This is a genomic window from Sphingopyxis sp. Q841 (assembly GCF_052384365.1).
Lineage (GTDB): Bacteria > Pseudomonadota > Alphaproteobacteria > Sphingomonadales > Sphingomonadaceae > Sphingopyxis > Sphingopyxis terrae_A.
The window spans coordinates 398,580-412,035 of record NZ_JBQSUM010000001.1 but is presented as its reverse complement, the minus strand read 5'-3'; the positions used below and the strand labels follow the sequence as shown (position 1 = coordinate 412,035).

General features: G+C 65.2%; 16 protein-coding genes. 11 read left to right on the top strand and 5 right to left on the bottom strand.

Annotation, left to right across the window (positions count from 1 at the left end):
- The first annotated feature begins 59 nt into the window (after positions 1-59).
- The gene (locus tag ACT17R_RS02125; protein WP_062902837.1) at positions 60-581 is read left to right on the top strand and encodes an FKBP-type peptidyl-prolyl cis-trans isomerase; all 522 of its coding nucleotides are present in this window, start codon (positions 60-62) and stop codon (positions 579-581) included.
- A gap of 34 nt (positions 582-615) precedes the next feature.
- On the opposite strand, the gene ACT17R_RS02120 is transcribed toward ACT17R_RS02125, so the two are convergent.
- The 5 genes from ACT17R_RS02120 to pyrE form a co-directional block, all read right to left on the bottom strand.
- Positions 616-1,695, bottom strand: a complete 1,080-nt coding sequence (locus ACT17R_RS02120; protein ID WP_444808882.1) for an AI-2E family transporter — start codon at positions 1,693-1,695, stop codon at positions 616-618.
- A 25-nt stretch (positions 1,696-1,720) separates the two neighbouring features.
- Positions 1,721-2,578, bottom strand: coding sequence for a signal peptidase I (gene lepB, locus ACT17R_RS02115; RefSeq protein WP_062902835.1), 858 nt, complete (start codon positions 2,576-2,578; stop codon positions 1,721-1,723).
- A 2-nt stretch (positions 2,579-2,580) separates the two neighbouring features.
- Complete coding sequence (acpS, locus tag ACT17R_RS02110; protein ID WP_444808881.1) at positions 2,581-2,982, bottom strand: holo-ACP synthase; 402 nt, start codon at positions 2,980-2,982, stop codon at positions 2,581-2,583.
- 121 nt (positions 2,983-3,103) lie between these two features.
- Positions 3,104-3,847, bottom strand: coding sequence for a pyridoxine 5'-phosphate synthase (locus ACT17R_RS02105; protein ID WP_062902834.1), 744 nt, complete (start codon positions 3,845-3,847; stop codon positions 3,104-3,106).
- Positions 3,844-4,425 carry an orotate phosphoribosyltransferase gene (gene pyrE, locus ACT17R_RS02100; protein WP_444808880.1) on the bottom strand — a complete coding sequence of 194 codons (582 nt, stop codon included), beginning with the start codon at positions 4,423-4,425 and terminating at the stop codon, positions 3,844-3,846. The genes ACT17R_RS02105 and pyrE overlap by 4 nt, the downstream gene beginning before the upstream one ends.
- Before the next feature lie 233 nt (positions 4,426-4,658).
- Here pyrE and coxB point away from each other — a divergent pair, with 233 nt between their 5' ends.
- From coxB to ACT17R_RS02050, 10 genes are all read left to right on the top strand, one after another.
- Positions 4,659-5,750: a cytochrome c oxidase subunit II gene (gene coxB / locus ACT17R_RS02095; RefSeq protein WP_444808879.1), complete on the top strand. Its 1,092-nt coding sequence runs from the start codon at positions 4,659-4,661 to the stop codon at positions 5,748-5,750.
- Between the two features lie 16 nt (positions 5,751-5,766).
- Entirely contained in the window at positions 5,767-7,434 is a 1,668-nt protein-coding gene (gene ctaD, locus ACT17R_RS02090; RefSeq protein ID WP_003050220.1) for a cytochrome c oxidase subunit I, read from the top strand.
- A gap of 64 nt (positions 7,435-7,498) precedes the next feature.
- Positions 7,499-8,410, top strand: a complete 912-nt coding sequence (locus tag ACT17R_RS02085) for a heme o synthase (protein WP_444808878.1) — start codon at positions 7,499-7,501, stop codon at positions 8,408-8,410.
- Positions 8,407-8,556 carry a hypothetical protein gene (locus ACT17R_RS02080; RefSeq protein WP_162928272.1) on the top strand — a complete coding sequence of 50 codons (150 nt, stop codon included), beginning with the start codon at positions 8,407-8,409 and terminating at the stop codon, positions 8,554-8,556. The genes ACT17R_RS02085 and ACT17R_RS02080 overlap by 4 nt, the downstream gene beginning before the upstream one ends.
- A complete protein-coding gene (locus tag ACT17R_RS02075; RefSeq protein WP_003050226.1) occupies positions 8,553-9,119 on the top strand; it encodes a cytochrome c oxidase assembly protein in 567 nt (188 codons plus the stop codon). The genes ACT17R_RS02080 and ACT17R_RS02075 overlap by 4 nt, the downstream gene beginning before the upstream one ends.
- Positions 9,120-9,199: 80 nt before the next feature.
- A complete protein-coding gene (locus ACT17R_RS02070) occupies positions 9,200-10,075 on the top strand; it encodes a cytochrome c oxidase subunit 3 (protein WP_003050228.1) in 876 nt (291 codons plus the stop codon).
- A gap of 1 nt (position 10,076) precedes the next feature.
- A complete protein-coding gene (locus tag ACT17R_RS02065) occupies positions 10,077-10,478 on the top strand; it encodes a DUF983 domain-containing protein (protein WP_444808877.1) in 402 nt (133 codons plus the stop codon).
- Positions 10,462-11,133, top strand: a complete 672-nt coding sequence (locus ACT17R_RS02060) for an SURF1 family protein (RefSeq protein WP_444808876.1) — start codon at positions 10,462-10,464, stop codon at positions 11,131-11,133. The genes ACT17R_RS02065 and ACT17R_RS02060 overlap by 17 nt, the downstream gene beginning before the upstream one ends.
- Positions 11,134-11,160: 27 nt before the next feature.
- Complete coding sequence (gene thrC / locus ACT17R_RS02055; protein WP_234179848.1) at positions 11,161-12,558, top strand: threonine synthase; 1,398 nt, start codon at positions 11,161-11,163, stop codon at positions 12,556-12,558.
- Positions 12,559-12,562: 4 nt separating this feature from the next.
- The gene (locus ACT17R_RS02050) at positions 12,563-13,441 is read left to right on the top strand and encodes a class I SAM-dependent methyltransferase (protein ID WP_217373546.1); all 879 of its coding nucleotides are present in this window, start codon (positions 12,563-12,565) and stop codon (positions 13,439-13,441) included.
- Positions 13,442-13,456: the final 15 nt, after the last annotated feature.

The window sequence follows — 13,456 nt, the reverse complement described above, 5'->3', positions numbered from 1 at the left end:
GCACGGCCTATAGGCTTCGCCGATGTTTTCGCCCGAACGGGCAGGGGAAGGACAAGAGCATGAGCGTAACGACGGTTCCATTGCGCCCGGTGAGCAAGGGCGGGCTGTGGCTGCTGTGGATCGGCCTGATCGCGCTGCTGGGCATCGGCGTTGCGTTCGCCCTGACGCACACGCCGCGGATCGGCTTCGAGGTCGTCAAGGAAGGCAGCGGCCCGAGCCCGACCAAGGCCGACATCGTGCTCATCAAATATGAAGGCAAGCTCGACGACGGCACCGTGTTCGATTCGAACGAACAGGCGCCGCTCCAGGTATCGCAGGTCGTCCCCGGCTTTGCGGATGCGCTGACCCGCATGAAAAAGGGCGGCAAGTACAAGGTCGTGATTCCGCCGGCGCTGGGCTATGGCGACCGCGCCGCCGGGCCGATCCCCGCGAACAGCACCTTGCACTTCGACATCGAGCTGATCGACTTCCGCAGCGAAGCCGAAGTGCGCGCGATGCAGCAGATGATGCAGCAGCAACAGATGATGCAGGGCGCCCCCGGCGGCGCACCCGGAGCGTCGGGCGCCGCGCCGCAGCCCTGATCGGGATTTTCCGTTTTGAAGACGCGGCGGTGAGCTAGGCGCTCGCCGCCGCCTTTTTCTTGGGGGCGGCGCCCGCGTTCCGTTCGGCCTCGCGCTCCAGTGCGACCTTGATCATCGCGACGATCGGGTCGGCGAGGAACAGCCCCATGATACCGAGCAAGGTGCCGAGCAGGATCTGCGCGCCGAGGACGAGCGCCGGGGCGAGGTCGACGGTCTGCTTCGCGACCATCGGGACGATGAGATAGCCGTCGACGGTCTGCACGAAGAAATAGATGCCGATCGCCCACAGGCCGGTGTCGGTGCCCGCCGAAAAGCCCACGAGGACGAGCAGCACCCCCGACACGATCGCTCCGATGTTGGGGATGAAGGCAAGCAGGCCGGTGAGCAGCCCCATGAGCGCCGCCATCGGTATCCCCACCGCCATGCAAGCAAGCCAGGTGCCGACACCCTCGACCGCCATGCCGAGCAGCCGTCCCGCCATCAGGCGGCGCAGCGTGAAGGCCATGCGCGCGGTCGTCACGTAGAAATCGTCGCGGTTCTTCATCGGCAGCAGCCAGGCGATGCCGCGTTCATAGAGTCGCGGTTCGATCGCAATGAAGATGCCGAGTACGACGACCATGACGAGGCTGGTGAGTGCGCCGAGCACCGACCCGACCGCTGCGGTAACGCGCCCGACGGTGCCTGCGAGATTCTCGGTGATCGTCTTGGTGTCGATGTCGATCGTGCCCATGCCATGCTCGCTCGCCCAATTGGCGGCGCGCTCGACCTGGCTCATGATCACCTTTTGCAGTGTCGCCGCCTGATCGGCGATCTGCGAGCCTGCGAACATCGCGGTCCAGGCAAGAAATGCGACGAGCGACAGGCAGATGATCAGCAGGCGCCAGCCGCGTCCTATCGGCAGCACGCGGCCAAGGAGGCGGGTGCCGCCATCGAGCATCGCCGCCATCACGATACCGGCAAAGATCAGCAGAATGGGCTGGATCAGAATGACGCAGACGCCGACGAGCAGCGCGACGCCGAGCCACACGCCGGCCTTGAGCAGTTCGGTACGAACGAGCTGGCTGCGGATCTCGGTCGGGCCGGGGGCTTCGACCCGCGTTTCCTTGTCGGCCATCGCTTCGCTTCCCCGCTGTTGCGCCTCAGTTCTTGCTGGCCTGACGCTCCGGCCGGAGATTGGTTCCGGCGCGGCCGGGGCGCAGCGCCTCGAACCAGCTCAGCGGATTATACCATTCGGCGGTACCATCGGTCGAAAAGCTGATGATCTCGGCCCTGCCGGCAATCGCGTCGAAAGGCACCGGGCCGCCAAGCCCCTTGCGGTCGACCGGCACGCGGCTGTCGGCGCTGCCGTCGCGATTGTCGCCCATCAGGAACAGGTGGTCGGCGGGCACCGTGATCGGCCCGTAATCGTCGGTCAGATAGCCCGGCCCCATGTCGATCGTGTCGAAGGTCGCTCCGCCGGGCAGCGTCTCGCGCACGATCGGCAATTCGAGCACCGCCTTGCCGGCCGCGTCGCGGGTGACGAAGCGGCCGAGGCTGCTGTCCGAACCCGGCATATTGGCATCGACAGGCACCGACAGCATCGGCTGCACCTCGCGCTTGATCGGCTTGCCGTTGATGATCAGCGCGCCGCCACGCAGTTCGATCGTATCGCCGGGCAGGCCGATGACGCGCTTGATATAATCGACGCGCGTCACGGGATGTTCGAGCACGACGATGTCGCCGCGTTCGGGCAGCTTGCCGAACCAGCGCCCCGGCTTCTTGGGTGCGAGGTGAAAGCTGACCGAGGCGTAGGACCAGCCATAGGGATATTTGCTGACGATCAGCCGGTCGCCGTTGCGCAGGATCGGCATCATCGAATCGGACGGGATGTAAAAGGGCTTGGCAACGCAGCTATGGATGCCGAGCACCAGGATCAGGATCACGACGATGTCGCGCAGCAGTTTGAGCATGCTGCCTTCGTCCGCGGCCTTGGTCTTTGCCGTCTTGTTCTTTGCCATGGTCAATCCTTGATGGCTTCGATGATTACGAAGGCCTGCGCCCAAGGATGGTCATCGGTGAGCGTGAGGTGGATGCGCGCGCTATGGCCGTCGGGCAGCATCGCGGCGAGCCGCTCGGCGGCGCCGCCGGTGAGGGCCAGTGTCGGTGCGCCCGAAGGGGCATTGACGACGCCGATGTCCTTCATGAACACGCCGCGTTTGAAGCCGGTGCCGACGGCCTTGGAGAAAGCCTCCTTAGCGGCGAAGCGCTTCGCATAGGTGCCGGCGCGGGTGAAGGGCCGCCGGGCCGCCTTGGTCCGCTCGACTTCGGTGAAAACGCGCAGTTCGAAACGCTCGCCGAAACGGTCGAGCGAAGCCTGAATGCGTTCGATGCTGCAGAGATCGGAGCCCAGGCCGATGATCATGACGACCCCAAAAGGCCGTCATTGCGTGGAGCCGAAGGCGACGCCGCAATCTCCAGCCATCGGCCTCGCGCAAGGCGGAGGGCTGGAGATTGCTTCGCTTCGCTCGCAATGACGAAATTCTTCATCCGCGCGCCTCGTCCATCAGGTCGCGCATGCGGCGCACCGCGGTTTCGAGCCCGGTGAAGATAGCCTCGCCGATCAGATAATGGCCGATGTTGAGCTCGGCGAGTTGCGGGATGGCAGCGACAGGGATGACATTGTCATAAGTCAGGCCATGGCCGGCGTGCGGCTCGATCCCGTTCTTCCACGCCAGTGCGGCGGCGTCGGCGAGGCGGCGGAGTTCGGCGGCGCGTTCCTCGCCCTCCACATGCGCATAGCGGCCGGTGTGGAATTCGACGACGGGGGCCTTCAGCCGCATCGCCGCCTCGATCTGGCGCGCGTCGGGTTCGATGAACAGGCTGACGCGGATTCCCGCGTCGGACAGGCGCGCCACGATCGGGGCAAGATGGTTGTGCTGGCCGGCGGCGTCGAGCCCGCCCTCGGTCGTGCGCTCCTCGCGCTTTTCGGGTACGATGCAGGCGGCGTGCGGCGCATGGCGCAGCGCAATCGCCAGCATCTCGTCGGTCGCCGCCATTTCGAGGTTGAGGGGCAGGTCGGTCGCGGCCTGGATGCGGGCGAGGTCGTCATCGCGGATGTGGCGGCGGTCTTCGCGCAGATGCGCGGTGATGCCGTCGCCGCCGACCGACGCGACGATTTCGGCCGCGCGCACCGGATCGGGATGGTCGCCGCCGCGCGCGTTGCGGATCGTCGCGACATGGTCGATGTTGACGCCCAGGCGTAGCCGCCGAGGGGAGGACGCGCTCAATTCGCGCGGCTCCCCGGCTTCACTGCGGGAGTCGCAGCGAGTTCGGGCGGCAGTTCGTCTTCGGCATAGGTCGGAAAATTGATCGCGACGAGCGGGTAGAAGGGAACGCCGAGGTCGACGCTGCCCGCCGAACGATCGACGAGGGCGGCTTCGGCGATCACGTCGCCACCCGCAGCACGGACCGCCTCCATCGCTTCGCGCGACGACAGGCCGGTGGTTACGACATCCTCGACCATCATGATTTTGGCGCCGGCCGGGATCGCGAAGCCGCGGCGCAATTCGAAGGTGCCGGTCGGCCGTTCGACGAAGATCGCGGGCTTGCCGAGCGCGCGGCCCATTTCATGGCCGATGATGACGCCGCCCATTGCGGGCGAAACGACCATGTCGATCGCCGCGCGCAGGTCGCGCGGCAGCTTGGCGGCGAGGGCGATCGCCAGCCGTCCGGCGCGTTCGGTGTCCATCAACACCCGTGCGCATTGCAGATAATATTCGCTGTGGCGCCCCGAAGAGAGCAGGAAATGCCCCTGCAGCAGCGCGTCTGCGGCACGGAACTCGGCCAGAATTTCGTCGTCGGTCATGGGAGGTTCGGTCTTTTGTCCATCAAGTCGCCCGCGTCGGATGAGCGGGTTTCGGGCACGAAGATTATCGTGCTGCAAAATAGTGTTAGAGATGCTTGAGGCAAGCGGCAAGCGGGTCTATAGCCCCGGCGAGTTTCAGCCTGTTCGCGGGCTGTCCGGGCCTGTGCCCGGCTGCCGAGACGGAGAGGTTGGGGGATCGAGAACAGCAACAGGCAACGGGCGGCACTATCCTTATGAAGAGCTTGAAAACCCTTGTAATTGCGGCGGCTTTGTCGCTCGGCACCGTGGGCGCGGTGCAGGCGCAGGCCCCGGCGGCAGCTCCCGCTGCGGCGCCGGCCGCGACGACGAACGCGACTCCGGCCGCGGCGACCAGCGATGCGGCGGCTCCCGCCGGCAACAAGGCTGCGGTACCGGCCGGCGATGCGACCTATGTGCCGATGAAGCCGACCGCAGGCATCGGTCAGCCGGTCGAGGGCGGATGGAACTTCCAGGAACAGGAAAGCCCGATCGGCAAGCGCGCTTACTGGTTCAACCATTATATGCTGCTGCCCGTCATCACCTTCATCTCGCTGCTGGTGCTCGGTCTGCTGCTGTGGGTCGTCGTGCGCTACCGCGCGTCGGCCAATCCGGTGCCGTCGAAGACGACGCACAACACGTTCATAGAAATCATCTGGACCGCGATCCCGGTCCTGATCCTTGCGGTGATCGCGGTTCCGTCGATCCGTCTGCTCGCGGCGCAATATGAGCCGCCGAAGAAGGATGCGCTGACGATCAAGGTCACCGGCTATCAATGGTATTGGGGCTATGCCTATCCCGACCAGGGTATCGGCGAATATGTCTCGAAGATGCTGCCCGAAGACAAGGCCGTCGCCGCCGGCGAGCCTTATCACCTCGCGGTGGACAATCGCATGGTCGTTCCCGTCGGCAAGCAGGTGAAGCTGATCATCACCGGCGCCGATGTGATCCACAGCTTCGCGGTTCCCGCGCTGTGGACCAAGATGGACGCGGTTCCGGGCCGCGCCAACGAAACGACGTTTACCGTCGACAAGCCCGGCGTCTATTACGGCCAGTGTTCGGAACTGTGCGGTGTTGACCACGGCTTCATGCCGATCGCGGTCGAAGCGCTGCCGATGGACAAGTGGAAGGCGTGGGTCCGCTCGAAGGGCGGCAATCCCGACGGCGCCCAGGTCGCCGCTGCGGCAGCGCCCGCTGCCGCCGCTCCGGCCCCGACCGGCCCGATTCCGGCGACGACTGTCCCCGCCGCCGACACGACCACAGCGGCTCCGGCTGCGGCGCCCGCCGCCGCACCGGCCGCCAAGAATTAATCAGGGGGTCCGACAGATGACCGATATCGCAGCGACTGCACCGGCGCATGGCCACGACCACGCGCACGACCACGACCATGACACGCCCAGCTTCTTTGTCCGCTGGTTCATGTCGACGAACCACAAGGACATCGGCACGCTCTACCTGATCTTCGCGATCATCGCCGGCATCGTCGGCGGTGCGCTTTCGGGGATGATGCGTCTCGAACTCGCCGAACCCGGCATCCAGTATCTTCCGGGCTGGGCGCATATGCTCGGCGGCGCGGCGGACGCGACCGCGGGCAAGCATTTCTGGAACGTCATGATCACCGCGCACGGCCTGATCATGGTCTTCTTCATGGTCATGCCCGCGATGATCGGCGGCTTCGGCAACTGGTTCGTGCCATTGATGATCGGTGCGCCGGACATGGCCTTCCCGCGCATGAACAACGTGTCCTTCTGGCTGACGGCGGTTGCGTTCGTCATGCTGTGCGGCTCGATGTTCGTTCCCGGCGGCAGCGGCCTCGGCGCCGGCACCGGCTGGACCGTCTATGCCCCGCTGTCGACCAGCGGGTCGGTCGGCCCGGCGGTCGACATGGCGATCTTCTCGCTCCACCTTGCGGGTGCGGCATCGATCCTCGGTGCGATCAACTTCATCACCACGATCTTCAACATGCGTGCACCGGGCATGACCCTGCACAAGATGCCGCTGTTCGTCTGGTCGGTGCTCGTCACCGCCTTCCTGCTGTTGCTCGCGCTTCCGGTCCTCGCCGCCGCGATCACCATGCTGCTGACCGACCGTAACTTCGGCACCACCTTCTATGACGCCACGGGCGGCGGCGATCCGCTGCTCTATCAGCACCTCTTCTGGTTCTTCGGCCACCCCGAAGTATACATTATGATCCTGCCGGGCTTCGGCATCGTCAGCCAGATCATCTCGACCTTCAGCCGCAAGCCGGTGTTCGGCTATCTTGGCATGGCCTACGCCATGGTCGCGATCGGTGTCGTCGGCTTCATCGTGTGGGCGCACCACATGTTCACCGTCGGCATGAGCGTGAACCTGAAGATGTACTTCACCGCCGCGACGATGGTCATCGCGGTCCCGACCGGCATCAAGATCTTTTCGTGGATCGCGACGATGTGGGGCGGTTCGATCAGCTTCAAGACCCCGATGGTCTGGGCGATCGGCTTCATCTTCATGTTCACCGTGGGCGGCGTGACCGGCGTCGTGCTCGCCAATGGCGGCGTCGACACCAACCTGCACGACACCTATTATGTCGTCGCGCACTTCCACTATGTGTTGTCGCTCGGCGCGGTCTTCTCGCTGTTCGCGGGCTTCTATTACTGGTTCCCGAAGATGTCGGGCCGGATGTACAACGAGTTCCTCGGACAGTTGCACTTCTGGATCTTCTTCATCGGCGTGAACGTCCTGTTCTTCCCCCAGCACTTCCTGGGCCAGCAGGGCATGCCGCGCCGCTATCCCGACTATGCGGAAGCCTTCGCCTATTGGCACTATATCTCGTCGTTCGGCTATGTGATCATGGCCGTGGGCATGATCTTCTTCTTCGTGAACATCGCCTGGTCGCTGTTCGCGGGCAAGAAGGCCGCCGACAACCCGTGGGGCGAAGGTGCGACGACGCTGGAATGGACGCTGTCGAGCCCGCCGCCGTTCCACCAGTTCAACGAACTGCCGCGTATCGCCTGATTGCGCTGCGCCCCCTGCTAAGAGCCTTGGCAGGGGGCGCCCCGCTTTCCGGCCTGGAGTTAGCATGGCGCAGAGCCTGACCCACGGCGAGATGTCGCTTCCCGCAGATTGGCGCGACCTGTTCGCGCTGACCAAGCCGCGCGTGATGTCGCTCGTCGTCTTTACCGCGCTGTGCGGTTTGCTCGCGGCGCCGGGCAGCGTTCATCCGGTGCTTGCCTTTTCGTCGATCCTCGCGATCGCGCTCGGGGCAGGCGCATCGGGGGCGCTCAACCAATGGTATGAAGCGACGATCGACGCGAAAATGAAGCGGACGGCGAACCGCCCGCTGCCCGCCGGTCGTCTCGACCGCCAGACGGCGTTGCAGTTTGGCGTCGGACTCGCTGCCTTTTCGGTCTTCCTCATGCTGTTCGCCGCCAATTGGCAGGCGGCGGTACTGCTGACCGTCTCGATCCTATTCTACGTCTTCATCTACACCATGTGGCTCAAGCCGCGGACGCCGCAGAATATCGTGATTGGTGGCGCGGCGGGGGCATTCCCGCCGCTGATCGGCTGGGTCGCGGCGACGGGCAGCATCGCACCACTGCCGATCGCGCTGTTCCTGCTGATCTTCCTCTGGACCCCGCCGCATTTCTGGGCGCTCGCGCTGTTCGTGCGCTCGGACTATGCCGCAGCGGGAATTCCGATGATGCCGGTGGTCGCAGGCGAGCGCGCGACGCGCCGCCAGATTCTGTTCTATGCCATCGTGATGGCAGCGGCGGCGATCGCGCCGTGGCCGCTCGGCTACACGGGCGCGCTCTATGGCTGGACCGCGACGATCCTGTCGGCGCTGTTCGTGCTGCTGTCGGCGCAGGTCGGCTTGCGCAGTGCGGGCGCGGACGACCGGATGCAGCCCGAAAAGCGCCTCTTCGCCTTTTCCATCGCCTATCTCTTCATCCTCTTCGGCGCGGTGGTCGCCGATCACTGGTTGCCGCTATGACCGACGAAAATCCGCAACAGCCGTTCGACGAAGCCGAATATCGCCGCCGCCAGCGCGTGCGCGCCAACCTGATGGGTTGGATCCTCGGCGGGCTCGCTTTCCTCTTTTTCTTCATTACGATGGCGCGCATGGTGGTGCCGACATGACGGACGAAGCGACACGCCGGAAAAATGGCCGCACCGCGGCGCTCGCGGCCTTGCTCGCGGCAGCGATGGTCGGGCTGGGTTTCGCGGCGGTGCCGCTCTACAATCTTTTCTGCCGCGTCACCGGCTTTGGCGGCACGACGCAGCGTTACGACCCGGTCGCCGCGGCCGAGACGCCGAAGGTGCTGAGCGACACCGTCTCGGTGCGCTTCGATGCCAATGTATCGCCCAAGCTGCCGTGGAAATTCTATCCCGAACATCCCACCGATACGGTCAGCATCGGCGCGCGCGACATGGCAATCTTCATCGCGCAGAATAATTCGCCGCACCCGATCACCGGCACCGCGACCTTCAACGTGACGCCCGACCAGGCGGGGAAATATTTTACCAAGATCCAGTGCTTCTGCTTCACCCAGCAGACGCTGAAGCCGGGCGAACAGATCCGCATGCCGGTGCTGTTCTTCGTCGATCCCAAGATCAAGGACGATCCCGACGCGCGCGACATTCAGGAAATCACCCTCAGCTACACCTTCTACCCAGTGGACGAGGGCAAAAAGGCGAGCTAAGGCCGCAACCAATAGAGTCTTACCAAGGACCGGCAGATGATGGGGATCATCGCGCTGGGGCAAAAAACGGGAACTGTGACATGGCCGGTGCCAAACATCATGATTATCACCTCGTAAATCCCAGCGTCTGGCCGCTTTTCGGCTCGGTCGCCGCGCTGGTGATGTTCTTCGGCCTCGTCATGGCGATGCACGCCGACCATTTCGGCGGTGCCGGCAAATGGGTGCTGGGTCTCGGTTTCATGGGTGTGATCGCCACCTTCTTCAGCTGGTGGGGCGAGGTTATCAAGGAAGCGCATGCCGGCGATCATACGCCGGTCGTTCAGCTGCACCTGCGCTATGGCATGATCCTGTTCATCGCATCGGAAGTCATGTTCTTCGTCGGCTGGTTCTGGGCCTGGTTCGATTTCTCGCTGTTCCCGGCGCCGGTCGAGATCGTCGACGGTGCGGTGACCTCGCTGTTCGGGCAGGAAGGCGCCGTTGCCGCGTCGATCTGGCCGCCGAAGGGCATCCATGTCATCGACGCCTTCTCGCTGCCGCTGCTCAACACGCTGATCCTGCTCTGCTCGGGCACGACGATCACCTGGGCGCACCATGCGTTGATCCACGGCGATCGCGAAGGGCTCAAGAAGGGTCTGTGGCTGACCATCATCCTCGGCCTGACCTTCAGCTGCATTCAGGCTTATGAATATGCCGAAGCGCCGTTCCCCTTCGGCACGATCAACTATACCTCGGCCTTTTTCATGGCGACCGGCTTCCACGGTTTCCACGTTCTGGTCGGCACGATCTTCCTGATCGTGAACCTCGTCCGCGTGTACAAGGGCCATTTCACGCCGACGCAGCACTTCGGTTTCGAAGCCGCTGCCTGGTATTGGCACTTCGTCGACGTGGTGTGGCTGTTCCTCTTCATCATCGTCTATGTCTGGGGTGGCTGGGGCGCACCGGTCGCCGCGCACTAAATTGCCGGACAGCGAACAGCATCAAAAGGGGCAGCCGCCGGTCTGGCGCGCTGCCCTTTTCGGTCTCTGCCCCGAATGCTGCGCGCCGACGCTGTTCGAGGGACCGACCAAATTTGCGCCGCGCTGCCGCGCCTGCGGACTGGACTATTCGACCTATAATGTCGGCGACGGGCCGGCGGCGTTTCTGACCATGATCATCGGTGCGCTGATCGTTGCCGCGGCGATCGCCGTCGATTTCGCATTCGAGCCGCCGCTGTGGGTGCATGTGCTGTTGTGGGTGCCGATAACGGCCGCCGCAGTCATCTACGGCCTGCGGGTTGGCAAGGCCGCGCTGCTCGCGAGCGAGCATCAGCGCAAGGCGGCGGAAGGGCGCCTGGTGGACCGGCATGACGACGACGCCTGACGCTCCTTCGCCCGGCGAAGCCGCCGCGCCGCCGCCGCGCGGCTGGCCGGTGATTCCGACCATCCTGGTTCTGGCCGCCGTGGCGACGATGATCGCGCTCGGCATCTGGCAGTTGCAGCGCAAGGGAGAGAAGGAAGCGCTGATCGCGCTTTACGAGCGCAACGGGGCGATGTCGGCGACGGTGACTTATCCGAAGCTGCCGCCGGTTCCCGACGAGATGCTCTATCGCAAAAGCAGCGTTATCTGTCTCGAACCGGTGCGCTGGGATCCGCGCAGCGGCACCGATCGCAAGGGCGGAGGCGGTATTCGCATGATTGCGGATTGTCGCACCGGCGCCGAGGGGCCGGGGGTGCTGGTCGACATCGGTATCGCCGACGATTTCACGCCGCCCAAATGGGCGGGCGGCGCGGTTCAGGGCACGATCGTACCGGGCCCCGAGCAGCCGAGCCTTATCGAGCGGCTGACCGGCCGTGCGGTGCCGGCGCGCGCGATGCTGGTCGCCGACCAGCCCGCCGTCGGACTACGGCCCAGTGCGGTGCCATCGGCGGCGGACATGCCCAACAACCATCTCGCTTACGCCGTGCAATGGTTCCTGTTCGCGGCGATCGCGCTGATTATCTATATCATCGCAGTGCGCCGCCGCTTGCAGCGGTGACGGTGCGCCGCTAGGCGCTTTTCCGTCATGGACTATATCAGCACCCGCGGCTCCGCGCCGACCCTCGACTTCCGTGCCGCTACCCTCGCCGGCCTTGCGAGCGACGGGGGACTCTACGTTCCCGCCGCCTGGCCGCAGATGTCGGCGCAGGATATTCGTGCGCTCGCGGGGCTCGACTATGCCGAAACCGCGGTGCGCGTGATGATGCCTTTCGTCGCCGGCGTGCTCGACGAGGCCGAACTGCGCGAATTGTGCCAGGCCGCCTACGGCCGCTTCAGTCATGATGCGGTGACGCCGCTCGTCCAGCTTGACCATCGCCACTGGCTGCTCGAGCTGTTTCACGGTCCAACCCTGGCTTTCAAGGATGTCGCGCTGCAACTGCTCGGTCAGCTGTTCGAGAAATTCCTGAGCGGCGGCGATACCGATCTGACCATCGTCGGCGCAACGTCGGGCGATACGGGATCGGCGGCGATCGAGGCGGTCGCGGGGCGCGAGCATATCCGTATCTTCATGCTCCACCCCGAAGGTCGGGTCAGCGACGTGCAGCGCCGCCAGATGACGACCGTGCTGGCGCCCAACGTCCACAACATCGCGATCGACGGCAGCTTCGACGACGCGCAGGCGATGGTGAAGCGGCTGTTCGGCGATGCCGAGGCGCGCAGCGCGCTGACGCTGTCGGCGGTCAACAGCATCAACTGGGCGCGATTGATGGCGCAGGTGGTCTATTATTTCTATGCCGCGGTCCGCCTCGGCGCCCCCGACCGCGCGATCGCGTTCAGCGTGCCGACGGGCAATTTCGGTGACGTGTTCGCAGGCTATGTCGCGGCGCGCATGGGGTTGCCGGTGGCGCAGCTGGTCGTCGCTACCAACGTCAACGACATCTTGCACCGCGCCCTGTCGAGTGGCGATTACAGCGCGGGCAGCGTGACCGCGACCGCGACGCCGTCGATGGACATTCAGGTGAGCAGCAATTTCGAGCGGCTGCTCTTCGATCTCGCGGGTCGCGACGGGGCTGCGATCGATGCGATGATGGCCGAATTTGACCGCAGCCGAGCGATGACGATTCCCGAGGATATGCTTGCCGGCGCCCGCGACCTGTTTTCGAGCGCGCGCATCGATGCCGATGGCATGACGCTGGCGCTGCGCTGGGCGCAGGAACATGGGGGGCAGATCATTGATCCGCATAGCGCCGTCGGGCTGGCCGCGGCGCGCGCGCTCGATATCGATGCCGACGTGCCGGTGGTGACGCTCGCGACTGCGCATCCCGCCAAATTCCGCGACGCGGTCGAACGCGCGACAGGCGTTCGTCCGGCGCTGCCGACCCGCCTCGGCAATCTGTTCGACCGCGAGGAGCGCTATGAAAAGCTGCCCGGCGACTATGACGCGGTAAAGGCCCATATCCTGCGCGAGGCGGCCCGTGGCTGATCTGCTGCCGCTCGCGACGCTCGTCGGCGAGGGGTGGGACGATTACGGGCTGCTCGACAGCGGCGGCGGGCGCAAGCTTGAACGCTACGGCTCCTATCGTTTCATCCGTCCCGAACCGCAGGCGATGTGGCAGCCTGCGTTGGCCGAAAGCGAGTGGGATGCCGCCGACGGCGAATTCATCCCCGCATCCGACGAAGATGGCGGCGGCCGCTGGTATTTCCATCGCCCCGTGCCGGCCGAAGGGTGGCCGCTGGCATGGCGCGAAGCGCGCTTCACCGCGTCCTGCACCCCGTTCCGCCATCTCGGCTTTTTCCCGGACATGGCGCCGGTGTGGGACTGGCTGCGCGGCTGCGTCGCCGACAAGGCCGATCCCGCGTTCCTGAATCTGTTCGGCTATACCGGTGTCGGCAGCCAGGCGCTCGCCGCGGCGGGCGCGGCGGTCACGCATGTCGATGCGTCGAAGAAATCGGTGGCGCAGGCGCGCGACAATGCCGCACTCGCGGGCATGAGCGACCGGCCGATCCGCTGGATCGTCGACGATGCCGGCAAGTTCACCGCGCGCGAGGTGCGGCGCGAGCGGCGCTACGATGCGATCCTGCTCGATCCGCCGAAGTTCGGACGCGGTCCCGGCGGCGAACGCTGGCAGATCGAGGAGGGGCTGGCGCCCTTGCTCGCCGATTGCCGCCAGCTCCTCGATGCCGACAGCCGCGCCCTGTTCCTCACCGTTTATGCGGTGCGCATGTCGGCGCTGGCGATCGGCGAACTGCTGGCGCAGATTTTTGCCGATTTGCCGGGCAAGGTCGAATGCGGCGAGCTTGCGGTGCGCGAAGAGGCGCGGGGGCTGCTGCTGCCTACGGCGATTTTCGCGCGCTGGAGTCGCTGACTCTCGATTTGCGAT